General features: G+C 67.3%; 25 protein-coding genes. 16 read left to right on the top strand and 9 right to left on the bottom strand.

What is annotated here, in order from left to right; all coding sequences use genetic code 11:
* Positions 1-3 precede the first annotated feature (3 nt).
* Positions 4-804, top strand: coding sequence for a carbohydrate ABC transporter permease (locus tag HII28_RS01190; RefSeq protein WP_170023689.1), 801 nt, complete (start codon positions 4-6; stop codon positions 802-804).
* On the opposite strand, the gene HII28_RS01185 is transcribed toward HII28_RS01190, so the two are convergent.
* Positions 759-1,454 carry a TetR/AcrR family transcriptional regulator gene (locus HII28_RS01185; RefSeq protein ID WP_170023688.1) on the bottom strand — a complete coding sequence of 232 codons (696 nt, stop codon included), beginning with the start codon at positions 1,452-1,454 and terminating at the stop codon, positions 759-761. The genes HII28_RS01190 and HII28_RS01185 overlap by 46 nt on opposite strands.
* Before the next feature lie 101 nt (positions 1,455-1,555).
* Here HII28_RS01185 and HII28_RS01180 point away from each other — a divergent pair, with 101 nt between their 5' ends.
* The 8 genes from HII28_RS01180 to HII28_RS01145 all read left to right on the top strand — a co-directional run bounded on the left by HII28_RS01180 (position 1,556) and on the right by HII28_RS01145 (position 8,904).
* Complete coding sequence (locus tag HII28_RS01180; protein WP_170023687.1) at positions 1,556-2,245, top strand: DUF899 family protein; 690 nt, start codon at positions 1,556-1,558, stop codon at positions 2,243-2,245.
* Positions 2,246-2,513: 268 nt separating this feature from the next.
* Positions 2,514-3,932 (top strand): Fe-S cluster assembly protein SufB, encoded by a 1,419-nt coding sequence (sufB, locus tag HII28_RS01175; RefSeq protein ID WP_170023685.1) that lies wholly within the window; start codon positions 2,514-2,516, stop codon positions 3,930-3,932.
* A gap of 2 nt (positions 3,933-3,934) precedes the next feature.
* Positions 3,935-5,101: a Fe-S cluster assembly protein SufD gene (gene sufD, locus HII28_RS01170; protein WP_170023683.1), complete on the top strand. Its 1,167-nt coding sequence runs from the start codon at positions 3,935-3,937 to the stop codon at positions 5,099-5,101.
* Positions 5,098-5,424, top strand: a complete 327-nt coding sequence (locus HII28_RS01165; RefSeq protein WP_170023681.1) for a non-heme iron oxygenase ferredoxin subunit — start codon at positions 5,098-5,100, stop codon at positions 5,422-5,424. Before sufD ends, HII28_RS01165 begins: the two co-directional genes overlap by 4 nt.
* Positions 5,425-5,427: 3 nt before the next feature.
* On the top strand, positions 5,428-6,291 hold the full coding sequence (gene sufC / locus HII28_RS01160; RefSeq protein ID WP_170023679.1) for a Fe-S cluster assembly ATPase SufC: 864 nt from the start codon (positions 5,428-5,430) through the stop codon (positions 6,289-6,291).
* Positions 6,292-6,314: 23 nt separating this feature from the next.
* Entirely contained in the window at positions 6,315-6,644 is a 330-nt protein-coding gene (locus HII28_RS01155) for a metal-sulfur cluster assembly factor (protein ID WP_170023677.1), read from the top strand.
* Positions 6,641-7,204: a GNAT family protein gene (locus HII28_RS01150; protein ID WP_170023675.1), complete on the top strand. Its 564-nt coding sequence runs from the start codon at positions 6,641-6,643 to the stop codon at positions 7,202-7,204. Before HII28_RS01155 ends, HII28_RS01150 begins: the two co-directional genes overlap by 4 nt.
* Before the next feature lie 101 nt (positions 7,205-7,305).
* Positions 7,306-8,904, top strand: coding sequence for an ABC-F family ATP-binding cassette domain-containing protein (locus tag HII28_RS01145; protein ID WP_170023673.1), 1,599 nt, complete (start codon positions 7,306-7,308; stop codon positions 8,902-8,904).
* Between the two features lie 62 nt (positions 8,905-8,966).
* Here HII28_RS01145 and HII28_RS01140 read toward each other — a convergent pair whose 3' ends face one another.
* Together HII28_RS01140 and HII28_RS01135 are read right to left on the bottom strand one after the other, a co-directional pair.
* Positions 8,967-9,215 carry a hypothetical protein gene (locus tag HII28_RS01140; RefSeq protein WP_170023671.1) on the bottom strand — a complete coding sequence of 83 codons (249 nt, stop codon included), beginning with the start codon at positions 9,213-9,215 and terminating at the stop codon, positions 8,967-8,969.
* Positions 9,212-9,640, bottom strand: coding sequence for a DUF3099 domain-containing protein (locus tag HII28_RS01135; protein WP_170023669.1), 429 nt, complete (start codon positions 9,638-9,640; stop codon positions 9,212-9,214). The genes HII28_RS01140 and HII28_RS01135 overlap by 4 nt, the downstream gene beginning before the upstream one ends.
* A gap of 167 nt (positions 9,641-9,807) precedes the next feature.
* Here HII28_RS01135 and fabG point away from each other — a divergent pair, with 167 nt between their 5' ends.
* Entirely contained in the window at positions 9,808-10,518 is a 711-nt protein-coding gene (gene fabG, locus HII28_RS01130) for a 3-oxoacyl-[acyl-carrier-protein] reductase (protein ID WP_170023667.1), read from the top strand.
* 29 nt (positions 10,519-10,547) lie between these two features.
* Positions 10,548-11,864, top strand: a complete 1,317-nt coding sequence (locus HII28_RS01125) for an SURF1 family protein (RefSeq protein ID WP_170023665.1) — start codon at positions 10,548-10,550, stop codon at positions 11,862-11,864.
* Between the two features lie 32 nt (positions 11,865-11,896).
* On the opposite strand, the gene serB is transcribed toward HII28_RS01125, so the two are convergent.
* Entirely contained in the window at positions 11,897-12,556 is a 660-nt protein-coding gene (gene serB / locus HII28_RS01120; protein ID WP_170023663.1) for a phosphoserine phosphatase SerB, read from the bottom strand.
* Positions 12,553-13,794 carry a glucose-1-phosphate adenylyltransferase gene (locus tag HII28_RS01115; protein ID WP_170023661.1) on the bottom strand — a complete coding sequence of 414 codons (1,242 nt, stop codon included), beginning with the start codon at positions 13,792-13,794 and terminating at the stop codon, positions 12,553-12,555. Before HII28_RS01115 ends, serB begins: the two co-directional genes overlap by 4 nt.
* Positions 13,795-13,897: 103 nt before the next feature.
* On the opposite strand from HII28_RS01115, the gene glgA reads away from it, so the two are divergent.
* From glgA to HII28_RS01100, 3 genes are all read left to right on the top strand, one after another.
* Positions 13,898-15,085, top strand: coding sequence for a glycogen synthase (gene glgA, locus HII28_RS01110; RefSeq protein WP_170023659.1), 1,188 nt, complete (start codon positions 13,898-13,900; stop codon positions 15,083-15,085).
* A gap of 30 nt (positions 15,086-15,115) precedes the next feature.
* Complete coding sequence (locus HII28_RS01105; RefSeq protein ID WP_170023657.1) at positions 15,116-15,979, top strand: ABC transporter ATP-binding protein; 864 nt, start codon at positions 15,116-15,118, stop codon at positions 15,977-15,979.
* Positions 15,980-16,092: 113 nt separating this feature from the next.
* Entirely contained in the window at positions 16,093-16,344 is a 252-nt protein-coding gene (locus tag HII28_RS01100) for a type B 50S ribosomal protein L31 (RefSeq protein WP_170023655.1), read from the top strand.
* A gap of 477 nt (positions 16,345-16,821) precedes the next feature.
* Here the strand turns inward: HII28_RS01100 and HII28_RS01095 are convergent, their stop codons facing one another.
* Both HII28_RS01095 and treS read right to left on the bottom strand, forming a co-directional pair.
* Positions 16,822-17,508, bottom strand: a complete 687-nt coding sequence (locus tag HII28_RS01095; RefSeq protein WP_170023653.1) for an exonuclease domain-containing protein — start codon at positions 17,506-17,508, stop codon at positions 16,822-16,824.
* Positions 17,509-17,626: 118 nt separating this feature from the next.
* Positions 17,627-19,333: a maltose alpha-D-glucosyltransferase gene (treS, locus tag HII28_RS01090; RefSeq protein WP_170023651.1), complete on the bottom strand. Its 1,707-nt coding sequence runs from the start codon at positions 19,331-19,333 to the stop codon at positions 17,627-17,629.
* A gap of 168 nt (positions 19,334-19,501) precedes the next feature.
* Between treS and HII28_RS01085 the strand changes: the two genes are divergently transcribed.
* Both HII28_RS01085 and HII28_RS01080 read left to right on the top strand, forming a co-directional pair.
* Complete coding sequence (locus HII28_RS01085) at positions 19,502-20,443, top strand: alpha/beta hydrolase (RefSeq protein ID WP_170023649.1); 942 nt, start codon at positions 19,502-19,504, stop codon at positions 20,441-20,443.
* Positions 20,440-21,537, top strand: a complete 1,098-nt coding sequence (locus HII28_RS01080) for a glycosyltransferase family 1 protein (protein ID WP_170023647.1) — start codon at positions 20,440-20,442, stop codon at positions 21,535-21,537. Before HII28_RS01085 ends, HII28_RS01080 begins: the two co-directional genes overlap by 4 nt.
* Here HII28_RS01080 and HII28_RS01075 read toward each other — a convergent pair.
* Both HII28_RS01075 and HII28_RS01070 read right to left on the bottom strand, forming a co-directional pair.
* Positions 21,504-22,214, bottom strand: a complete 711-nt coding sequence (locus HII28_RS01075; protein WP_170023645.1) for a histidine phosphatase family protein — start codon at positions 22,212-22,214, stop codon at positions 21,504-21,506. The genes HII28_RS01080 and HII28_RS01075 overlap by 34 nt on opposite strands.
* Positions 22,211-23,032: a Sir2 family NAD-dependent protein deacetylase gene (locus HII28_RS01070; RefSeq protein WP_170025889.1), complete on the bottom strand. Its 822-nt coding sequence runs from the start codon at positions 23,030-23,032 to the stop codon at positions 22,211-22,213. Before HII28_RS01070 ends, HII28_RS01075 begins: the two co-directional genes overlap by 4 nt.
* Between the last annotated feature and the right edge of the window lie 93 nt (positions 23,033-23,125).

Here is a 23,125-nt window from a genome sequence, read left to right as displayed (position 1 = left end):
GCGATGCCTCGCCGCAACCGCCTGATCCGTCGCCCTGGCGCCCTCATCGGCATGATCCTGCGCCTCGTGGCAGTCGTGATCATCACGCTGCTGGTGGTATCGCCGCTGCTGCCGACGCTGACCGCTGCGGTCGGAATGCGCGGCCCCGGCGGACCGCTGGCCGGCATCCTCGCGACGTTCCAGTTCACGCCGGCGCTCACCTGGCTGGGCAACAGCCTGCTGGTGTCCGTGACGACCACCGTCGTCGCCCTTGTCGTGGCGGCGCCGGCCGCCTACGCCCTGTCACGGGCTCGCGGACGGCTCGTCTCTGCGTATTCGCTGATCCTCTTCGTGGTGCAGTCGCTTCCGGTCGTCGTGCTCGTCATCCCGCTCTTCATCCTGTTCGCGGGGGCGGGGCTCGTCGACTCGCTCGGCGGCATCACGCTCATCTACATCGGGCTGTCGGTCGCCGTCGCCATCTGGATGATGACCGCCTACATCGACACGATCCCCGCCAGGCTCGAGGAATCGGCCTGGCTCGACGGATGCTCCGTCTTCGGCGGGTTCTGGCGCGTCGTGCTCCCCGCGTGCTGGCCGGGAATCGTGTCGACCGCCATCTACTGCTTCCTGCTCACGTGGAACGACTACCTCGTGGCACTCGTCTTCATCAAGTCGAACGCGCTCTACACGCTCCCGATCGGATTGCAGTCCGCGCGCACGCCGGGTCTCATCCTCGTGATCGTGCTGCCGCCGCTCATCCTGTTCGGGGTGCTGCACCGCTACTTCTCGCTGGGCGGCATCGCCGGCGCTCTCGCCGACCGTTGAACGTCGAGCGTCGCTGGAACGCTCTGCCGCATGGACGCGACCGGCGCCAGCACTCCGGCGATGACGGCGTCGACGCAGCGCTCTGCCAGCACATCCACCTCCTGGTGCGCGACCGTGCGCAGCGGACCGTGGATGACGAGTTCGGCGAACCCGTGCACCGCTGACCAGCAGACCCATGGCGCGCTGCCGCGGCGGTCGACGCTGAGGAGCCCTGCCACGACCAGCGCGTCGAGAGCGTCGGTCAACGCACGATACGGAGCGGGTGGGGGAGTGGCGAGGGCTTCGCCGGCGCGGCCTCCGAAGAACACCACCTGGAACCAGCCGGGTTCTCGTCGCGCGAAGCCGATGTAGCCGAGGCCAACGGCGCGCAGCTGCTGGAGTGCTGCATCCGCCCGAGACAAGTTGTGCGTCGGCATGGACGCAGCCATGCGATCGGCGACCCGCTCGAAGATCTCGGCGGCGACGGCGTCCAGCAACGCCTCCCGGTCGGCGAAGTGACGGTACGCGGCGTTGGCTGACACACCGAGGCGCCGCGTGACCTCGCGAAGCGCGAGCGCATCCGGCCCGCCCTGCCGTGTGACGTCGAGTCCTGCGTCGATGAGCGCCCGACGGAGGTCGCCGTGATGGTAGGGACGGGAATCCGCGATCACCCTTGATCCCCCTCGCAGCACTTGTTACGGTCGTTGCAGATGTTCACACTGTACACATTGCCGGTCGCGGATCCGGCCAGCACAATCCCCGAGGAGCAACGATGACCACGGCCATGCCTCCCGTCGTCGACGGCGACACCTGGCAGCGCGAACTGGACGAGCTGCGCATCCGCGAGAAGGCGGCGACCCGCGAGCTCGACGCCGTCGCGGCCCAGCGCAGACGCCTGCCCATGGTGCGGATGCCGGACTACACGCTCGAGGGCGAGAACGGTCCGGTGAGCCTTGCCGACGTGTTCGAGGGCACCCATCAGCTGATCGTCTACAACCACATGTGGTTCGAAGGCGAGGAGTGGCAGTGCCCTGGATGCACCGGGTACACCGCTCAGTTCACGCGCCTGGATTTCCTGAAGCCCTACGACGCGCGTTTCGTCATCGTCACGCAGGGTCCGATCGATGAGGCGCTCGAGTACAAGCGTCGCGTCGGCAACCGGATGACCTGGTACTCGACCGCGAACAGCCCGTTCGGCGCCGATGTCGGCGCCCCTCCCGGCGGCGGCTTCGCGGTGAACGTGTTCCTCCGCGACGGGGACACCGTCTATCGAACGTGGCACACGAACGGACGCGGTACCGAACAGCTCAGTCACACGTTCCCGCTCATCGATCTCCTGCCGTACGGCAGGCGCGAAGCGTGGCAGGACTCGCCTGATGGATGGCCGAAGGGCGAGGAGGCAGGCGCGAGATGGGGATCTTCGCAGGACATCGCGGCGGCGTACGGGCCGGGCTCCGAGTGAGGTAGAGCGCGGGGACAGCCCCGGCTCGTCGTCCGCAGAGGCCGACGCGCCGATGGACGCCGTCAGGGCGCCAGCCGGGAGCATGCCGGGCATCCTCCCGTGGCTGCGTCGCGCCCTATAGAATCGAAGGGTTCACGGAGTGCACCGTTCGCACTCGATCGCCATCCGCACAATCCGCGCCTCGGTGCCAGCGACCCGCGCTGGCACGAATCGAGGTCGGAGCCGGTCTGAAGCCGGTCACGGGCGGCAAGAAAACGAGGTAATCACAATGTCAGACGTTCTCATCGACCGTCCCGAACTCGCTGGCCTCGGTCAGTACGAATTCGGCTGGGCCGATTCAGACGAAGCGGGGGCGAGCGCCCGACGCGGTCTTTCCGACGAGGTGGTCCGCGACATCTCCGCTCTCAAGAGCGAGCCGGAATGGATGCTGCAGCGACGCCTCAAGGGCCTGCAGATGTTCCGGCGCAAGCCGATGCCCACGTGGGGCGCCGACCTGTCGGAGATCGACTTCGACAACATCAAGTACTTCGTCCGGTCGACGGAGAAGCAGGCCCAGACCTGGGACGACCTGCCTGAAGACATCAAGAACACGTACGAGAAGCTCGGCATCCCCGAAGCGGAGCGCCAGCGCCTCGTCGGCGGCGTCGCAGCGCAGTACGAGTCGGAGGTGGTTTACCACCAGATCCGCGACGACCTCGAGGCGCAGGGTGTCATCTTCATGGACACCGACACGGCGCTGAAGGAGCACCCCGAGTTCTTCGAGGAGTACTTCGGCACCGTCATCCCGGCTGGCGACAACAAGTTCGCGTCGCTCAACACGGCCGTGTGGTCGGGCGGATCGTTCGTCTACGTGCCCAAGGGCGTGCACGTCGAGATTCCGTTGCAGGCCTACTTCCGCATCAACACGGAGAACATGGGCCAGTTCGAGCGCACGCTCATCATCGCCGACGAAGACAGCTACGTGCACTACATCGAAGGCTGCACCGCGCCCATCTACAAGAGCGACTCGCTGCACTCCGCCGTCGTGGAGATCATCGTGAAGAAGAACGCCCGAGTGCGTTACACGACGATCCAGAACTGGTCGAACAACGTCTACAACCTGGTCACCAAGCGCGCGATGGCGTACGAGGGCGCGACGATGGAGTGGATCGACGGCAACATCGGGTCCAAGGTGACCATGAAGTATCCGTCGATCTACCTGGTCGGGGAGCACGCCAAGGGCGAGACCCTCTCCGTCGCGTTCGCCGGCCCCGGTCAGCACCAGGATGCCGGCGCGAAGATGATCCACATGGCGCCGTACACGCAGTCGTCGATCGTCTCCAAGTCCATCGCCCGCGGCGGCGGCCGTGCCGGATACCGCGGCGAGGTCCGCGTGGAGAAGGATGCGCACCACGCGGCGAACACCGTGCGCTGCGACGCGCTGCTGGTCGACACGATCTCCCGCAGCGACACGTACCCGGCCATCGACATCCGCGTCGACGACGTGCAGCTCGGTCACGAGGCGACAGTCTCGAAGGTGAGCGAGGAGCAGCTCTTCTACCTGATGAGCCGCGGCATGCCGGAAGACGAGGCCATGGCCATGATCGTGCGCGGCTTCATCGAGCCGATCGCCCGCGAGCTGCCCATGGAGTATGCACTCGAACTCAACAAGCTCATCGAGATGGGCATGGAAGGATCGGTCGGCTAGAGATGACCATCACCGAGACCGAACCCACGTTCATCCCGGTCCAGACCCGATCCGAGCGATTCTCTTCCACCCGCGTCGACGACTTCGACACGGTGAACGGCCGCGAGGCCACCTGGCGGTACACGCCCGTCGCACGGATCGCCGCGCTCTTCGAGCAGGGCCTCGACGGTTCCCGATACGACGTCGAGCTGCGCGCAGCGGGCGACGTGACCACGGAGTGGGTCGCACGCGACCACGAGCTCGTGGGTGCTGCCGGCATTCCGGAGGAGAAGGCATCGGCCAACGCGTGGACGACCTTCGACGAAGCGCTCGTGGTGACCGTCTCCGGCGAGGCGGGGGAGGCCGTGCTCGCACGCGGCGGCCTCGGGACAGCCAACCGCGCAGCGCACACCGTGATTCACGCGACAGCAGGCAGCACGGCGACCCTCGTGCTGCGCAACACCGGCGACGCGAGCCTCACGGAGAACATCGAGATCGTGCTCGACGACGGCGCTCAGCTGACGCTCGTGAGCGTGCAGGAGTGGACGGATGACTCGCGTCACGTCTCGACGCACTTCGCGCGCGTCGGCCGCGACGCGCGCCTCAAGCACATCGTCGTCTCCCTCGGCGGGTCGTTCATCCGCCTGAACCCGGCCATCCACCTCGCGGGACCGGGTGCCGAGATCGAGGCCTACGGTGCGTACTTCGCGGATGCCGGCCAGTACATCGAGCATCAGGTGTACGTCTTCCACGACGAGCAGCATCAGCGCAGCCGCGTGACCTACAAGGGAGCGCTGCAGGGCGCATCCGCTCACACGGTATGGATCGGCGACGTGCTGATCGGCCAGAACGCGGTCGGCACCGACTCGTACGAGCAGAACCGCAATCTCGTGCTCACCGACGGTGCGCGTGCGGACTCGGTGCCCAACCTCGAGATCGAGATCGGGGACATCGTTGGGGCCGGCCACGCCAGCGCGACCGGCCGGTTCGACGACGAGCAGCTCTTCTACCTCCAGTCGCGCGGCATCACCGAGGACGAGGCACGACGGCTCGTCGTCCGCGGCTTCCTCGTGGAGATCGTGCAGCAGATCGGTTCGCCGGAGCTGGAGGAGCACCTGCAGGCGGCCATCGAGGCCGAACTGACGGGCAACGCAGCCGGCGCCCAGTCCGTCGCGGGAGAGCAGGCATGAGCGCGGAACGCGTCTGCGCGGAATCCGAGATCTCCGTGAACGAGGCGAAACGCGTCGTGCTCGGCGGTGTGCCGATCGCCGTCGTCAAGGACTCGGCCGGCGACATCCACGCCATCGGAGACACCTGCACGCACGGCGACATCTCCCTCAGCGAGGGCTTCGTCGAAGGGGAGGCGATCGAGTGCTGGGCACACGGCTCGCAGTTCTCGCTCCTCACCGGCAAGCCGCTCAACCTGCCGGCCTACGAGCCGGTCCCCGTTTTCACCGTCGAGATCATCGACGGAGACATCTTCATCGACCCGACCATCACGAAAGCCATCTGACTCATGTCAACCCAGTCCTTTGAGAACCCCAAGGCCGAGCACACGCAGACCGCGCACACGCTGGTCATCAGCGACCTGCACGTCACCGTCGAGACCGACCAGGGCACCAAGGAGATCCTCCGGGGTGTCGACCTGACCATCAACACCGGCGAGATCCACGCGATCATGGGGCCGAACGGATCCGGCAAGTCGACCCTCGCCTACACGATCTCCGGCCACCCGAAGTACACCGTCACGAAGGGCAGCATCACGCTCGACGGCCAGGACGTGCTGTCCATGACCGTCGACGAGCGCGCACGCGTCGGCCTGTTCCTCGCCATGCAGTATCCGGTGGAGATCCCCGGCGTGACCAACACGAACTTCCTGCGCACCGCGAAGACGGCGATCGACGGCGAGGCGCCCTCGATCCGCTCCTGGACCAAGGACGTCAAGACGGCCATGTCCAATTTGAAGATGGATCCGTCGTTCGCCTCGCGCAACGTCAACGAGGGCTTCTCCGGCGGCGAGAAGAAACGGAACGAGATCCTTCAGCTCGAGCTGCTCCAGCCCAAGTTCGCGGTGCTCGACGAGACGGACTCCGGCCTCGACATCGACGCGCTCAAGATCGTCTCGGAGGGCGTGAACCGTGCCCACGACAACACCAACCTCGGTGTGCTCCTGATCACGCACTACACGCGCATCCTCCGCTACATCAAGCCGGACTTCGTGCACGTGTTCGTCGCAGGCCGCGTCGCGGAAGAGGGCGGACCCGAGCTGGCAGAGCAGCTGGAGGAAGAGGGCTACGTGCGCTTCGTCTCCGAGGGCGAACAGGACACGGACGCCGTGCTGCAGGACGAGCAGGCCGCGGACGCGGCCGCTCGGTCGTAGTGCCGGAAGCGTAGGCTCGAACCATGGCCACCACCCTCGCTCCCGCTCTCTTCGACCAGGTCGAAGACGCGTTGAAGGACGTGATGGACCCCGAGCTCGGCGTCAACATCGTCGACCTCGGCCTCATCTACGACCTCGCCTGGGATGACGAGAACGACGCACTCATCATCTCGATGACACTCACCAGTGCCGGATGCCCGCTCACCGATGTGCTCGAGGAGCAGACCGGTGAGGCGCTCGACGGCGTCGTGGAACGATTCCGCATCAACTGGGTGTGGATGCCGCCGTGGGGTCCTGAGCGCATCACCGAAGACGGCCGCGACATGATGCGCGCGCTCGGCTTCGCGATTTGATCCACGACACGATCCTGCGGCGAGGCGATCTCGCTCTGCGGCCCCTCTCCGTCGAAGACGCTCCTCGCTTGCGTGCGATCGTGGACACGGAGTCATGGGCCGGCATGAGTTCGCCCCTGCCTGCATCCGATGCGGAGATGGCAGCTCAGTTCGAGTCGATCATCGCCGATGCGCACAACCTGGCGTTCGCGGTGGAATTGCGCGACCGTTTCGTCGGCAGGACCACGTTCTACGACCTGGTGCCCGGACTGAAGGCGGAGATCGGCAACACGATCTACGCGCGCGACGTCTGGGGCACGACCGTGAATCCGGCCGCCAAGCTGCTGCTGTTCGGGCACGCCTTCGACCTGCTCGGACTCGAGCGCGTCGCACTGCGATGCGACCACAGGAACACGCGGTCGCACGGTGCGATCCTGCGACTGGGCGCCTCGTTCGAGGGAACGCTCAGGCGCTTCCGGCCTGCCGCCGATGGAACCATCGCCGACATCGACTACTTCAGCGTGCTGCGGGAGGAGTGGCCCGATGTGCGCGCCCGCCTCGAGGAACGGCTCGCGGCCTAGCCGCACGCCGCGATGCACTCGCAGCCGACTGCCGGTGAAGTCCGGTAGCCTTGATGGGCGCTTTCGCGCTTTCCCTTCCCCGATAGAAATGGACGTCCGCTGTGCTCGCCGTGCACGATCTCGAGATCCGCGTCGGCGCACGCACCCTCATGTCGGGTGTGACCTTCCGCGTTCAGCCAGGTGACAAGATCGGGCTGGTCGGACGCAACGGCGCAGGCAAGACGACCCTGACCAAGGTGCTGGCCGGGGACCTGCTGCCCAGTGAGGGACGCGTCGAGCGTTCCGACGACCTCGGCTATCTGCCGCAGGATCCGCGCACAGGCGACCCGGACATGCTTGCACGCACGCGCATCCTCGACGCACGTGGACTCGGCAGCCTCACCATCGGCATGCACGAGGCGTCGCAGCAGATGGCGTCGGACGACCCGGATGTCGCGGCCAAGGCCATGCGCCGCTACGGCAACCTCACCGAGCGGTTCGAATCGCTCGGCGGATACGCTGCCGAGGCGGAGGCCGCCTCCATCGCGCACAATCTCTCGCTGCCGGATCGCATCCTGGACCAGCCGCTGCGCACGCTCTCCGGCGGTCAGCGGCGCCGCATCGAGCTGGCCCGCATCCTCTTCTCGGATGCCGACACGATGATCCTCGACGAGCCCACGAACCACCTCGACGCGGACTCCGTGGTGTGGCTGCGCGAATTCCTCAAGGGGTACAAGGGCGGACTCATCGTGATCAGCCACGACGTCGTGCTCGTGGGGGAGACCGTCAACCGCGTCTTCTACCTGGACGCCAACCGCCAGGTGATCGACATGTACAACATGGGCTGGAAGGCGTACCAGAACCAGCGTGCCGCCGACGAGGAGCGCCGCAAGAAGGAGCGCGCCAACGCGGAGAAGAAGGCCTCAGCCCTCCAGGCGCAGGCCGCCAAGTTCGGGGCGAAGGCCACAAAGGCAGCGGCGGCGCACCAGATGGTCGCCCGCGCCGAGCGCCTGCTGAGCGGCCTCGAGGAGGTCCGTCAGGAGGATCGCGTGGCGAAGCTGCGCTTTCCGACGCCTGCCGCCTGCGGGCGGACGCCGCTCATGGCATCCGACCTGTCGAAGAGCTACGGATCGCTGGAGATCTTCACGGCCGTCGACCTGGCCATCGATCGCGGCTCGAAGGTCGTGGTGATCGGGCTCAATGGCGCGGGCAAGACGACGCTCTTGCGCATCCTCGGCGGGGTCGACATCCCCGACACCGGCGCCATCGAGCCAGGACACGGCCTGCGGATCGGGTACTACGCCCAGGAGCACGAGACGATCGACGTGGCACGCACCGTGCTGCAGAACATGGTCTCCAGCTCGCCGAACCTCACCGAGACCGAGGCCCGCAAGGTGCTCGGCTCGTTCCTGTTCACCGGCGACGACGTGCACAAGCCGGCCGGCGTGCTGTCGGGAGGCGAGAAGACCCGTCTGGCGCTGGCCATGATCGTGGTCTCGGGCGCGAACGTTCTGCTGCTCGACGAGCCGACCAACAACCTCGATCCGGCCAGCCGCGAGCAGATCCTGGATGCGCTCGCGCACTACGAGGGCGCCGTCGTGCTCGTCTCGCACGATCCAGGAGCGGTCGAGGCGCTGAATCCCGAACGCGTGCTCATCCTGCCGGACGGCGTCGAGGACCACTGGAACGCCGACTACGCGGATCTGATCGCCCTGGCCTGATCCGGTCTCGCTCGGCGCAACGCGCGCTGTCGAACGCTTCGACCGGCGCGACAGCCAGTGGTTCAGCGGTCGAGTTCGACCGTTTGCGACTCTCCCGTCAGCGGGAGCACCTCGAGCGGGAAGTCGCGAGAGGCGAGGAACCCGCGCAGGAACTCGACGTGCTCCTCGCACGCCAGCCACGTCTTGCGGCGATCGGCGGCGTGGATGCGCGGATTGCGCCAGTCGATCCGCCAGCTCGCGGATTCGCGGCATCCGGCGCGGGAGCACATGGGCTCAACGGGATCGCCGCCGAACGCATCGAGAAGCGTCATCGAGTTCCGTTCTCCTCGTCCGTGCGATCGGAGGCCGACCCGTCTGAAGCGGCGCCGGCCGACTCGGTGGGCTCTGAACCGGTGGCATTTGATGCGGTGGCGTCCGAAGCCGCATCATCCGATGTCGGAGCACTGGAGGATTCCGGGCCATCCGCGGATGCGCCTTGCTGCGGCCCGAGCGTCGCAAGGGCGCCCGGACGTTCCGGTGTGCCGCCCTTGGAGCGCGTGGCATTCGCCACGACGACGGCGAAATAGGGCAGGAAGATCGCACCGGCAGCCGGGATGACCAGCCACCAGCCGCGCACCCAGAGCAACGAGATCAGGCAGATCACACGGATGGACATCATCACCGTGTACTCCAGCATGCGATTGCGACGCTCCACCGCCGGAGACGGCGGCAGCGACGTGATCGACTCGTGCTTCATGGTCTGTGCTCCCGGGTGGATCGTCGGGGCGATCCACCCCTCAAGCCTACGGCCAGTGCCCGGGCTCGAACGCGACGCGCTGACATCCGTGCGTCGTCGGTGCCGACGGCGGCACGACCTAGACTGATAGCCGTTTGCATGCCGTCCACCATCACGAGGATCACTTCATGACGACCCCCCGCACCGTGCTGATCACCGGAGGCAACCGCGGCATCGGCCGCGCCATCGCCGAGGAATTCATCGCCAAGGGGCACCGTGTCGCGGTGACCGCCCGCAGCGGCGATGGGCCCGTCGGATCGCTCACGGTTCGCGCCGACGTGACGGACTCCGCCGAGGTGGACGCCGCTTTCACGGCCGTCGAGGCCGAGCTCGGCCCGGTCGAGGTCGTGGTGGCCAACGCGGGCATCACGCGAGACATGCTCCTCATGCGGATGACCGACGACGACTTCGACGCGGTCGTCGACACCAACCTCGGCGGCGCCTTCCGGGTCATCAAGCGTGCATCCAAGGGGATGCTGAAAGCTCGCTTCGGCCGCGTCATCCTGATCTCCAGCGTCGTCGGTCACATGGGTTCGCCCGGGCAGGTCAACTACGCCGCCTCGAAGGCCGGCCTGCTCGGCATCGCACGGTCGCTCACCCGCGAGCTCGGAGCCCGCGGGATCACCGCGAACGTCGTCGCACCCGGATTCATCGAGACGGACATGACGGCTGAGCTCCCCGAGGAACAGCAGGCCGAGTACAAGAAGTCGATTCCTGCAGGCCGCTACGGCCAGCCGTCCGAGGTGGCGAAGGCCGTCGCGTGGCTCGCGTCCGATGACGCCGGCTACATCACCGGAGCTGTTCTCCCCGTCGACGGCGGCATGGGCATGGGGCACTGAGCGAAGGCATCCCGAGTGTTCTCCAGCCTGTGGAGATACCCTCCTTCAGCAAGCCTTCATCACCATCGTCAGGAGCGACCACGGCCGGCGACACCGCGAACGAGCTTGCCCGCACGAGTGCGGGTGAGCTGAGTCGTCGCACCGCTTCGGGCGCCGTCGCGCGTCCCGCTGCGGTGTATGACACGGTCACAGAGGGCCTCACGGGCTGGCAATTCCTGCGCACCTGGCGATGGGCCGGCTACCTCGCCATCGCCGTCATCTTCGCGCTCGTCTGCGGCGGCCTCGCCCTGTGGCAGTTCGACAGAGGGAGGGGCGCCTCGGCCGACAACCAGCTGTACACGAGCAACTTCGCCATGGCGGCGACGCCGTTGACCGAGGCGCTGCCGACCCTGTCGTCCTACTCACAAGACCAGGTCTGGCGAGCCGTCAGCCTGCACGGCAGGTGGGATGGCGCACATCAGTACTACCTGCGCAACAGCGTTCGCAGCGGCGAGACCGGGTACGACGTGATCACCGCGTTCCGTCTCGATTCCGGAGATGCCTTCCTCGTGAACCGCGGATGGGTGGCAGCCACCGACAACGGATCCGAGCCGTCGTCCCGACCAGCACCCCCGAGCGGATCCATCGCCCTCGTCGCCCGCCTGCAACCCAGCCAGGCCAAGCGGGGTGAGGGCGGAGTGAGCGCACACCAGATCGAGTCAGTGGATCTGTCCGAGCTCGCCCCCGTCGTCGGCGGCGCCGTGTACTCGTCGGCCTGGGGGGTCATCGTTTCGCCGCGCGCGTCGGCGGACGGCCTCGCGAGAATCCAGGCGTCGCCTCCGGCCGAGGGCGTCGGATACCACTACTCGTACATGATCCAGTGGATCGCCTTCGCCCTGATCGGCTTCTTCCTGCTCTGGCGCGGCGCGGTGCGCGAGTTCCGTCGCATCAACGCCGACGACCCGGACGAACAGCGTAGGGAGGCCGAGCGCGTCCGCAAACGGGCCGGCAAGTCGTTCACCGACGAGGAGATCGAGGACGAGTCGCTTGACGGCTTCATCCCGCTGAGCAGGTGGACGGGACGTCCCGGACTCCCGCTAGGAGCGGCATCCGGTCCGGCGAAGCCGGCACTGACCGGAACGCCCATCTCGTTCGATGCGGCGGACGACGAGGCCGAAGCTGTGGCCGATGAGGATGCCCCGCAGCAGGACGGTCAGGTGTACGTCCTGGAATCGCGCGGAACGGGCGCGGCGGCGTCCGATCCTCAGATCCGACAGTCACGCACGCCGCAGGTCGGCGACGCCACGCGCGCCGACGATGCGGTGCGCTCCGATGACGCAGTGCGCATCGAGGACACCGACCGCTAGGCGGTCGGCAACCGCATCCGACCTATCCGGTGTCAGCCGCGCAGTCCGAGAAGCGGAAGCACCTGGGCGAGATCCCTGGTGTCGATAGCCACGCTCGCCGCGGCACGCACAGCAGGCTTGGCGCAGAAGGCGACCGATAGCGCCGCCTCGTCCATCATCAGCAGGTCGTTCGCGCCGTCGCCGATGGCGACGGTCCTAGCAGCGGGCACGCCGGCCTCCGCCGCCCATTCGCGCAGCGCCCGGCGCTTCGCGTCGGCGTCCACCACCGGGCCGTCGACGGCACCGGTGAGGATGCCGTCCACCACCTCGAGCCGGTTCGCGCGCCACAGGTCGAGCCCGAGCCGCTCCGCGAGCCCGTCGACCAGCTCGTGGAACCCGCCAGAGACGACGCCGACGAGCCCGCCGGCCGCATGAACGGCCGCGACGAGTTCCGGAACGCCGTCGGTGACGCGGATTCGCTGCGCCACCTCGCCGAAGACCGCGTCGCTCAGTCCGCGCAGCGTGTAGACCCGCTCCCGCAGGCTCTGCTCGAAGTCGAGCTCGCCGCGCATGGCGCGTGAGGTGATGTCCGCCACCAGCTCACCGGTCGCCGCGTGCTCGGCGAGCAGCTCGATGACCTCGTCGTGGATGAGCGTTGAGTCCACGTCCAGGACCACGAGGAAACGGGCGGACGTGGGCGCGGAGGTGCTCATGGAACGACGTGGACTCCCTTGCCGACGACCGTGAGGCCCGACGACGTGATCGTGAAACCACGGGCGCGGTCGCGCTCCGGGTCGACGCCGATCTTGGCACCCTCTGCCACCACGACGTCCTTGTCGAGGATAGCCCGGCCCACGAATGCGTTCGGCTCGATCACCGCGCGGTCGAAGATGACGGCGTCGACCACGTGCGCGCCCGACTCGACCTTCGCCCACGGCCCGAGGACGCTGCGCTCCAGGTGGGCGCCGCTGATCACGGATCCGAGCGAGACGATGGAGTCGATCGTTGTGCCGATGGCCCCTCGCACGTCGCGCACCAGCTTGGCGGGCGGAGAGTTGAGCTGTTGGCTGAAGATCGGCCACTCGTCGTTGTAGAGGTTGAAGATCGGCAGCGCGGAAACGAGATCCTGGTGCGCTTCGAAGAAGGAGTCGATCGTTCCGACGTCGCGCCAGTAGTAGCGGTCTCGATCCGTCGATCCGGGAACGTCATTGCGCTGGAAGTCGTAGACGCCGGCCTCACCGCGCGAGACGAAGTCCGGAATGATGTCGCCGCCCATGTCGTGATTGGAATCCGGCCGTTCGCCGTCGCGCTGCACGGCATCGATGAGCGCCTGCGCATCGAAGACGTAGTTGCCCATGGATGCCAGTACCTCGCTCGGCGAGTCCGGCAGCCCCACCGGGTCGCTCGGCTTCTCGCGGAATGCCGCGATCCGCTCCGGATTGCCACGAGAGACCTCGATGACGCCGAACTGGTCAGCGAGCGAGATCGGCTGGCGGATGGCCGCGACGGTGGCGGGCGCACCAGAGCTGATGTGCGCGTCGATCATCTGTCCGAAGTCCATGCGGTACACGTGGTCGGCACCGACGACGACCACGATGTCCGGCTTCTCGTCGCGGACCAGGTTGAGACTCTGCAGGATGGCGTCCGCCGAACCGGAGAACCACCGCTTCCCGAGTCGCTGCTGGGCGGGGACCGAGGCGATGTAGGAGCCGAGCATGCCGTCGAGGCGCCAGGTCTGAGAGACGTGCCGGTCGAGGCTGTGCGACTTGTACTGCGTGAGCACGACGAGCTGGCGCAGTTCCGAGTTCACCAGGTTGGAGAGTGCGAAATCGATCAACCGGTACTGCCCGCCGAACGGCACGGCGGGCTTGGCCCGATCCGCCGTCAACGGCATCAGGCGCTTTCCCTCGCCACCAGCCAGCACAATGCCGAAGATCTTCTTGCCCGCCATGACTCAACAGTAGAGGCGCCGAGAGTCACGTACCAGCGCGTGTCTCCGGCTCGCTGCCGAAGACCGGATGCGCCGGTGCCGTCCACGCGCTACCGTCGCTGACATGCGAGTGGACCTCCTCACCCGGGAATATCCGCCGGACATCTATGGCGGCGCAGGAGTGCACGTCACGGAACTCGTCCGTGCGCTGCGACGATCGATCGAAGTCCAGGTGCGCTGCTTCGGCGCGCCCCGCGATGAACCGGACACGACGGGCTATCCGGTGCCGTCGGAACTGGCAGGTGCCAATGCGGCGCTGGGAACGCTCGGCGTCGATCTGCAGTTCGCACAGGACGCCGCCGGCGCAGGCCTCGTGCACTCGCACACGTGGTACGCGAATCACGGCGGGCGGCTCGCGAGCATGCTGCACGGCATCCCGCACGTCGTCACGGCGCACAGCCTCGAGCCCCTTCGGCCGTGGAAGGCCGAACAGCTCGGCGGCGGCTACCGTGTCTCGAGCTGGGTGGAGCGCGAGGCGTACGACAGCGCGGATGCCGTCATCGCCGTGAGCGAAGGCATGCGTCGCGACATCCTGCGGGTCTATCCGAACGTCGATCCGGCGCGCACGCACGTCATCTACAACGGCATCGACCTCGACCGGTGGCGCATCGTCGACGAGCCGGATCTCGTGCGGTCCCTCGGCGTTGACCCGGATCGGCCGACCGTCATCTTCGTCGGACGGATCACGCGGCAGAAGGGTCTGCCGTACTTCCTCCGAGCGGCGGCAGCCCTGCCACCCGAGGTGCAGCTCGTACTGTGCGCGGGAGCCCCAGACACGGCCGAGATCATGGCGGAGGTCGAAGGGCTCGTCCGCGACCTTCAGGCCAGCCGCGACGGCGTCGTCTGGATCGACAGGATGCTGCCGCAGAACGAGCTCGCCGCGCTGCTCAGCGCCGCGACCGTGTTCGTGTGCCCGTCCATCTACGAACCGCTCGGAATCGTCAACCTCGAGGCAATGGCGTGCGGACTGCCCGTCGTCGCGACCGCCACCGGCGGCATCCCGGAAGTCGTCGAGGACGGCGTGACGGGGCGTCTGGTGCCGCTGGACCAGGCGACGGACGGCACCGGAACACCCCTGGATCCGGACCGCTTCGTTGCCGACATGGCGCGAGCTCTCACGGAGGTCGTGTCGGATCCGGATCGCGCGCGAGAGCAGGGAAGTGCTGGCCGGCTTCGGGCGCAGACGCAGTTCGCGTGGTCCGCCATCGCCGAGCAGACCCTGTCGCTCTACCGCCGACTCCTCGTGCAATAGCGCTCTGTGGCGCGCCCTAAGCTAGAGCACATGTCGAACACCGTCCTGAAGTTCAACTCCGTCTCGGTCGTGCGCGGTGGCAATGCGATCTTGGACGGGGTGGACTGGACGGTCGACGCCGATCAGCGATGGGTCATCCTCGGTCCGAACGGGGCGGGGAAGACCACGCTCGTGCAGATGGCCGCCGCGGCGGCCCATCCGACGTCCGGGACGGTCACCGTGCTCGACGAAGAGCTCGGCAAGGCGGATCTCGCCGAGCTGACGCCGCGCATCGGCTATGCATCGAGCGCACTCGCGAAGCGCATCCCGAAGCGGGAGACAGTGCTCGACGTCGTGCTCACGGCGGCCTACGCGGTCACCGGACGCTGGCACGAGGAGTACGAGGAGATCGACCTCCGCCGTGCACGTCGCGTGCTCGCGGAGTGGAAGCTCGACGGCATCGCCGACCGCTCGTTCGGCACGCTCAGCGACGGCGAGCAGAAGCGTGTGCAGATCGCGAGGTCCGTCATGACGGATCCCGAGGTCCTCGTGCTCGACGAACCGGCCGCAAGCCTCGACCTCGGCTCCCGCGAGGAACTCGTCACGCTGCTCGGCGGATACGCGAGCGATCCGCGATCGCCGGCCATGATCATGGTCACGCACCATGCAGAGGAGATCCCGACCGGGTTCACCCACGTGCTGCTGCTGGCGGACGGCAAGATCGTGGCGGCGGGGCCCCTCGAGGAGACCCTCACGTCGGAACGCCTCACCGAGACCTTCGGACTGCCGATCACGGTGTCGTCGGAGGCCGGGCGCTACGTGGCCCGCGCACGTCAGGGGGGAGCGGCCGAAGCCGCAACCGACGTGGAAGGCAGTGGCGACGGCGACGGCGCCGAGGCGTCCGCCCAAGCCTGAGCGTCTGCTAAACTTGATCTTTGGCCGCGGATCCACATCCCGGCACTTCACGCTTTCGCGCCTGATTCGGTCGGCGCGTCGAGTTTCGAATCCCATCCTCCGAGGAAGTCCTGATGAAGTCTGACATTCACCCCGCGTACGCACCGGTCGTGTTCCGTGACCTCGCTTCGGGCGCCACGTTCCTGACCCGCTCCACCGTCTCCAGCGACAAGACGATCGAGTGGGAGGACGGCAGCGTCTACCCCGTGATCGACGTCGAGATCTCCAGCGAGTCGCACCCGTTCTACACGGGCAAGCAGCGCATCCTCGACAGCGCCGGCCGCGTCGAGAAGTTCAACCAGCGCTTCAAGAACTTCGGCAAGTAGCAGCCGCGCCTCGGCGCGCTGCACGACCGACGAAGGCGGTCGACGGGATGATCCGTCGACCGCCTTTCGCATGCCGTCAGGGTGTGCTTGAGCCGCAAACGCACCGAGCGAGAGATCGGGTCGAAACCGCACCCAGCCGATCGACCGCGTCGGCGAGGAAGGCATCGCGACGTTCCCGAAGGATGGCTGCGGTCAGATCCGGCCGACCCGTCATCCCGGCGATCGCGGGCGCGAACCACGAGACGTCCGATGGCGTGCTGGGCTCCGCCACGACGTCCCAGTGGGCGACGGAGGCTGCCGGATGTCCCGCCTCGCGCTCCCATCCTCGGAGCACGGCGTCGGCGTTGCCAGGTCCGGAGCACGGCGTCGGCGTGGCCAGGTCCGAAGCACATCGCGGCGTCGCAACGCAGCGAGCCGAGGTCGACACCGGCCGCACCGCGTCCCGCGCAGTCCCAGTCGAGGACTGCGCACGCTGGATCACCGGATCGGCCACTCGCCGCGCGCCGTGAACGTCGGATCCTTGACCCGGCGCATGTAGTCCTGGAAGTCGAGAGCCTGCTCGTTCGACCATCGCACCTGCAGGCTGTGGAGCTCGTCGGCGGCCACTGCGAGCTCGAGGGGAAACGCCCGCGCGATGGCCTGCGCGACCCGCCCTGCGGCTATCGCATCGGCGGCCGCATCGTGGGCACCGATCAGGTCGACACCGTAGTGCTCGGCCGTGACGGTCAGCGTTCGCTTGCCCCTCCGGTACTTGTCGACTGCCTTGTCGATGACGAGCGGGTCGATCACCGGGGTCGGGTCGGAGAGCGGCTCCACTCCGTGGCGAAGCGCCTCGTGATGCAGCAACGAGAGGTCGTAGGGCGCGTTGTACGCGACGACCGGGATGCCGCGCAGCAGCAGCCCGCGCAGCGCCGCGACGATCTCCACAACGGCATCCGCGGCGGGGCGCCCTTCGGCGCGGGCGCGTTCAGTGGTGATGCCGTGCACCGCACTGGCGCCGGGCGGGATGGGCACGCCGGGATCCACCAGCCAGTCCAGACGCTCGACGATCGCGCCGGTGGAGTCGAGCACGCCGACGTGGGCGGAGACGATACGCGACGTGGCGACATCCACTCCTGTTGTCTCGAGATCGAAAACGCCCAGTTCGTCGTGCCATTGCTTCATGACTGCAACGTTATGGCGCACGTCCGACACGCCGAGGAGCCACGCCAGACGAGCACGACGAAGGCGGAAGTGCAGGGGCGACGCCGGCTGAAACGACGTAAAAGCGAGCTCCGGACGCCTATCGCGGCGGCTCGATGTGCAGCCAGTAGAACGCCTGAGTGCCGAGCGTCAGGGTGAAGCGGCCGTCATCGGCGATGTTCGGGAACCGGGATCCGCCGAAGAGGTCGTAGAGCTCGCTGCCGGCGAAGTCCGGGGCGTCGAAGGTCACGGAGACCGGATTGTGCGAGAACGAGAACACGCAGAGGATGTTCTCCGACTGGTCCCCGAGCACGGTGCCGCTGCCGGCGTACGAGCGTACGAACGCGAGCACGGACGAGTGGTCGGTCGGCAGCACCTTCAGCGTGCCGAGGCCGAAAGCGGGGTGCGCCTTCCGCACGTAGATGACGTTGCGCACCCAGTGGAGGAGCGATCTCGACTGTGCGAGCTGCGCCTCGACGTTGACCTGGTTGAAGTGGTAGACGAGCGACTGCACGACGGGCAGGTAGAGCTTGCCGGGATCCGCAGTGGAGAATCCGGCGTTGCGGTCAGGCGTCCACTGCATGGGGGTGCGGGACGAGTCACGATCCGGCAGCCAGATGTTGTCGCCCATCCCGATCTCGTCCCCGTAGTACAGGAACGGGCTGCCTGGCAGCGCGAAGAGCAGCGCGTGAGCCAGCTCCAGCTCCGCCCTCGAGTTGTCGAGCAGGGGAGCGAGGCGACGCCGGATGCCGATGTTGGCGCGCATGCGCGGGTCGTAGGCGTACCAGCCATACATGGCCTGCCGGTACTCCTCGCTGACCATCTCGAGCGTGAGCTCGTCGTGGTTGCGGAGGAAGACACCCCAGCCTGCACCGTCGGGGATGTCGGTGGTCTCGGAGAGCACCCGCACGAGCTCGTCGGCGCGCTGCGACCGCAGCGAGTAGAAGATGCGCGGCATGACGGGGAAGTCGAACGCCATGTGGCACTCCGGCTCCTCTTCCGTGCCGAAGAACGCCGCGACCTCGCGCGGCCACTGGTTGGCCTCTGCGATCATGACGCGGCCCGGATAGTCGCGGTCGAGCATGGCACGCAGCATCTTGATGAACTCGTGTGTCGGCGGCTCGCCCTCACCGTTGCCCTCATCGGACTCGTAGAGGTAGGGGATGGCATCCAGTCGAAAGCCGTCGACCCCCATGTCGAGCCAGAACCGCACGATCTCGAACACGGCTTCGTGAACGGCCGGGTTGTTGTAGTTGAGGTCGGGCTGGTGCGAGAAGAACCTGTGAAAGAAGAACTGCCGGCGCACGGAGTCGAACGCCCAGTTGGACTCCTCCGTGTCGGTGAAGATGATGCGGATGTCGGGCCACTTGTCGTCCGTGTCGTTCCAGACGTAGAAGTCGCCGTACGGCCCGTCGGGGTCGCTCCGCGACTGCTGGAACCACTCGTGCTGGTCGCTGGTGTGGTTCAGCGGCAGGTCGATGATGACCCGCATGTTGCGCTCGTGCGCCTTCGTGACGAGCTCCTGGAACTCGTCGAGGGTGCCGAACTCGGGCATGATCGCGCGGTAATCCGCCACGTCGTAGCCGCCGTCCCGCAAAGGCGAGACGAAGAACGGCGGCAGCCACAACGCGTCGACGCCCAGCCACTGCAGATAGTCGAGCTTGGAGATGAGGCCCTGGATGTCGCCCGTCCCGTCACCGTTGCTGTCGACGAACGAGCGCACCATCACCTCGTAGAACACCGCGCGTCTGTACCACAGGAGATCGAGGGCGAGACCGGGCAACTGGATGGGCGCGGTGAAGGTCACGAACGAGTCCTCCTGCGGCTTCGATGGCTGACAACGGAACGACGTCGGCGGCGAGATGGCGCTCTGACGAGTCTATGACGCGTGTACAGGACTTCGGAGTCGTGGGCCGCGTGCCTGCCAGCGCCGACCCGGCTGGGTCGCAGAATCGGCCACCTACACTGGAGCGTGATGTCTGCCCGTCCCACGCCAACAGCGTCGTCGGCGCGCCAACCGGCACCCCGCGAGCCGAGTCCGCGCACGCTCGAGGTGGACGGCTCCACCACGGCCTACTGGGATTACGGCGCCGCGGACGCCGCCACGACGCTCGTGCTGGTTCACGGCTTCCGCGGCGATCACCACGGTCTCCAGCCGATTGCCGAGCGGCTGACGGAGTTCCGTGTGATCGTGCCCGACCTGCCTGGGTTCGGCGCGTCGGATCCGCTGTCCGAGCGAGTCCACGACATCGACGGCTACGCCGCGTGGCTCAGCGCCTTCATCGCGGACGTGCGGCCGACCGGCCGATTCGTGCTCCTCGGGCACTCGTTCGGCTCCATCGTGGTCTCGGCGATGCTGGGACGAGCGGATTCCGCGGCATCCGTCCCCGAATCGCCCCGCCCCGACCTCGTCGTGCTGGTCAACCCGATCGGTGCACCGGCGCTGAAGGGTCCACGGGCGATCTTCACGCGCTTGGCCATCTTCTACTACTGGCTCGCCGCTGCATTGCCGGAGTCCCTCGGATTCGGACTCCTGCGCAACCGTGCCATCGTGCGCGTGATGAGCGAGGCGATGGCGAAGACCAAGGACCGACGGCTGCGAGCATGGATCCATGGGCAGCACGCGCAGTACTTCAGTGCGTTCGCGAACCGGGCGGTCGTGCTGGAGGCTTTCAAGGCATCCGTCGGTCACGACGTCTCGGAGTACGCGTCGTCGATCACCGAGCCCGTGCTGCTGATCGCCGCCGACCGCGACGACATCACGCCGATCGCTGCCCAGCGCCGCCTGCAGACGCTGTTCCCCGATGCGAGCCTGCACGTCGTGAACGGAGTCGGGCACCTCGTGCACTACGAGGCCCCCGAGGAGGCCGCCGACCAGGTGCGCGCCTTCGTGATCGAGCACGGCACCGACGCATGAAGATCGTCTTCGACTGCCGGTATACGCGCATCGGCAGGCACGACGGGATCAGCCGCTTCACGGCATCCCTGGTCAGCGAGCTCGCGAAGCTGCACGACGTCACCATGCTGATCAACGACAGGGCGCAACTCGACATGCTGCCCGACCTGCCGTGGGCGATGGCGTCGGCGCCCACCAGCGTGCGTGAACCGCTTGTGGCTCTCCAGGTGAACAGACTGCATCCCGACATCGTGTTCACGCCGATGCAGACCATGGGCTCGATCGGCCGCCGCTATCGGCTCGTGCTGACGGTGCACGACCTCATCTACTACCGGAACCGCACACCTCCGCGCGACCTGCCCGCTTTCGTTCGGGGCCTCTGGCGGCTGTATCACCTGTCGTGGTGGCCGCAGCGGATGCTGCTGAACCGGTCGGACACGGTGGTCGCCGTCTCAGAGACCACTCGGTCGCTGATCGCCGAGCATCGACTCACACGCAAGCCGGTCCGGGTCGTGACGAACGCACCGGAGGTTCCCGCCGGCGTTCCGACGACACCGCGCGATGCACCGTCCAGCAAGGCACTCGTCTACATGGGATCGTTCATGCCGTACAAGAACGTGGAGACACTGGCGAAAGCCGTCGCCGAGCTGCCGGAGTACGAGCTGCACCTGATGAGCCGGGTCGGCGATGCGGATCGCGCTCGGCTCACCGCTGCAGCGCCCACGGCCCGACTGGTGTTCCACAACGGGGCGAGCGACGAGGAGTACTTCGGGCTTCTCCGCGAAGCGACGGCGCTCGTGACTGCGTCGTTCGACGAGGGCTTCGGCATCCCGCTCGTCGAGGCGATGAGCGTGGGGACGCCGGTGGTGGTGAGCGACATTCCCATCTTCCGGGAGATCGGAGCGGATGCCGCTGTGTACGCAGACCCGCACGATCCGTCGTCGTTCGCCGATGCCGTGCGCGGGCTGGAGGCGACGGGGGAGTGGGCGCGAGCTTCCGCACTCAGTGTCGAAGCGGCATCCCGCTATACCTGGGCACGGTCGGCCACATCGCTTCTCGAGGTGCTGAACGAGGTCGCTGGTCAGGCGCGAACCCAGGAGACGGCAGGATCCTGAGCCGCGGCCGCCGCGACCGCGGCGGGTGATTCGGCCCGGATCAGTTCGGCGTCGTGCGATGGCACATTGAAGTCGCCGAGCCCGAGTGAGCCGTCCTCGTGGGTGAAATGGCTGAGCGACAGGTTGCGAATCGAGTCGCCGGGCCGAGGGAGTGCGCCGTCCGTGAGGTGCAGCACCAGTGAGCTGATGACGGCGCCGTGCGTGACGACGAGCACGGATTCGCCCGGATGCCGTCGCGCGATGCGATGCAGCACCGGCAGCGTTCGCTCGACGACGGATCGCCTGGTCTCCTTGCCAGGCACCACCTGGTCGGGGAATCGCTCGATGACCTCGGGATCGGTGAGACCTTCGGCCTCCCCGAAGGAGCGTTCGCGCAGATCGGCATCCGTCTCCGGGTCGGCGTGCATGGCGTCTGCGATGATGCGCGCCGTGTGCAGCGCGCGGGATTGCGGGCTGGAGTAGACGGCCGAGTATCCGGCGCCGGCGAGGCTCGCCGCCGCTGCCCCTGCCTGCGCGATTCCGGTGGTGTTCAGTGGGATGTCCGCTGAACCCTGGATGCGTCGCTGAAGATTCCAATCGGTCTCGCCGTGCCGCACGAGGGTCAGCAGGGTGCGACGGTGAACCGGGTCGGCGGCCCGGGCGCGCTCTCGGCTGCCGCGCGCGTGGTCGCGCGTCACGGAATCAGCGCGTCGGCGAGCGCGACGAGGGTCTCGGACGTTCCGGCGTTCAGTTTCAGCGCCGCACGTGCGTCGCCCTTCGTGTCTCCGCGATTCACCACCACGATCGGCAGCTTACGGCGCCGCGCCTGCTCGACCAGGCGGATGCCGGAGTTCACGGCCAGCGACGATCCGGCGACGAGAAGCGCATCCGCTCCGTCGACGAGCTCCCTGGCCGCTTCGAATCGCAGCGGAGGAACGAACTCGCCGAAGAAGACCACATCGGGCTTGAGCGGGCCGCCGCAGATGCTGCAGACGGGGATGACGAACGAGTCGACGTCGGCCACCTCTGCGTCGCCGTCCGGTGCGATCGTGACCGACTCCGGTCGCGAGATCCACGGATTGAGCTCATCGATCTGCGCAGCGATGTCCTCGCGGGCGTACATCTGCCCGCATGTGAGACACACGACGCGGTCCATGGTGCCGTGCAGCGGGACGACCACGCGGGAGCCGGCCTGATTGTGCAGCCCGTCGACGTTCTGGGTGATGACGCCGGGGATCACGCCCGCCGCCTCCATCGCGGCGAGCGCGCGGTGCCCGGCGTTGGGGGCGGCAGCGCGGAAACGGGCGTATCCCAGGTGGCTTCCGGCCCAATAGCGCTTGCGGGAACGCGGATCGCCCAGGAACTGGGCGAACGACATCGGAGTGCGGCGCGGCGCGCCCTCACCTCTGTAGTCCGGTATGCCGGAGTCCGTGGAGATCCCGGCGCCCGTGAGCACCGCGACCGACCGTTCTGCGAGGATGTCGATAGCGGATTGCAGAGCCGGATCCGCCGTCATCACTGTGCTCACACGCGCCCCCTCATTCGACGTCAGTGTAAACAGCGCAGTTTTCGGAATTGTTTCCCGCACCTGGAAGACCTGAGGCGAAAG

This window comes from Planctomonas sp. JC2975, from assembly GCF_012985205.1.
Taxonomy (GTDB): Bacteria; Actinomycetota; Actinomycetes; order Actinomycetales; family Microbacteriaceae; genus Humibacter.
Note: the sequence above shows the minus strand (reverse complement) of the source record. Positions and strands in the feature narration are given on the sequence as shown.

Excerpts from the sequence above, each read along its gene's own strand:
- HII28_RS01100 (WP_170023655.1), top strand. The coding sequence starts at position 16,093 with ATGAAGTCTGACATTCACCCCGCGTACGCACCGGTCGTGTTCCGTGAC.
- HII28_RS01190 (WP_170023689.1), top strand. The coding sequence starts at position 4 with ATGCCTCGCCGCAACCGCCTGATCCGTCGCCCTGGCGCCCTCATCGGC.
- HII28_RS01140 (WP_170023671.1), bottom strand. The coding sequence starts at position 9,215 with ATGACGCTTCTCGATGCGTTCGGCGGCGATCCCGTTGAGCCCATGTGC.
- glgA (WP_170023659.1), top strand. The coding sequence starts at position 13,898 with ATGCGAGTGGACCTCCTCACCCGGGAATATCCGCCGGACATCTATGGC.
- sufC (WP_170023679.1), top strand. The coding sequence starts at position 5,428 with ATGTCAACCCAGTCCTTTGAGAACCCCAAGGCCGAGCACACGCAGACC.
- serB (WP_170023663.1), bottom strand. The coding sequence starts at position 12,556 with ATGAGCACCTCCGCGCCCACGTCCGCCCGTTTCCTCGTGGTCCTGGAC.
- HII28_RS01105 (WP_170023657.1), top strand. The coding sequence starts at position 15,116 with ATGTCGAACACCGTCCTGAAGTTCAACTCCGTCTCGGTCGTGCGCGGT.
- HII28_RS01095 (WP_170023653.1), bottom strand. The coding sequence starts at position 17,508 with ATGAAGCAATGGCACGACGAACTGGGCGTTTTCGATCTCGAGACAACA.
- sufB (WP_170023685.1), top strand. The coding sequence starts at position 2,514 with ATGTCAGACGTTCTCATCGACCGTCCCGAACTCGCTGGCCTCGGTCAG.
- sufD (WP_170023683.1), top strand. The coding sequence starts at position 3,935 with ATGACCATCACCGAGACCGAACCCACGTTCATCCCGGTCCAGACCCGA.
- HII28_RS01155 (WP_170023677.1), top strand. The coding sequence starts at position 6,315 with ATGGCCACCACCCTCGCTCCCGCTCTCTTCGACCAGGTCGAAGACGCG.
- HII28_RS01070 (WP_170025889.1), bottom strand. The coding sequence starts at position 23,032 with ATGACGGCGGATCCGGCTCTGCAATCCGCTATCGACATCCTCGCAGAA.
- HII28_RS01080 (WP_170023647.1), top strand. The coding sequence starts at position 20,440 with ATGAAGATCGTCTTCGACTGCCGGTATACGCGCATCGGCAGGCACGAC.
- HII28_RS01115 (WP_170023661.1), bottom strand. The coding sequence starts at position 13,794 with ATGGCGGGCAAGAAGATCTTCGGCATTGTGCTGGCTGGTGGCGAGGGA.
- fabG (WP_170023667.1), top strand. The coding sequence starts at position 9,808 with ATGACGACCCCCCGCACCGTGCTGATCACCGGAGGCAACCGCGGCATC.
- HII28_RS01165 (WP_170023681.1), top strand. The coding sequence starts at position 5,098 with ATGAGCGCGGAACGCGTCTGCGCGGAATCCGAGATCTCCGTGAACGAG.
- HII28_RS01135 (WP_170023669.1), bottom strand. The coding sequence starts at position 9,640 with ATGAAGCACGAGTCGATCACGTCGCTGCCGCCGTCTCCGGCGGTGGAG.
- HII28_RS01085 (WP_170023649.1), top strand. The coding sequence starts at position 19,502 with ATGTCTGCCCGTCCCACGCCAACAGCGTCGTCGGCGCGCCAACCGGCA.
- HII28_RS01180 (WP_170023687.1), top strand. The coding sequence starts at position 1,556 with ATGACCACGGCCATGCCTCCCGTCGTCGACGGCGACACCTGGCAGCGC.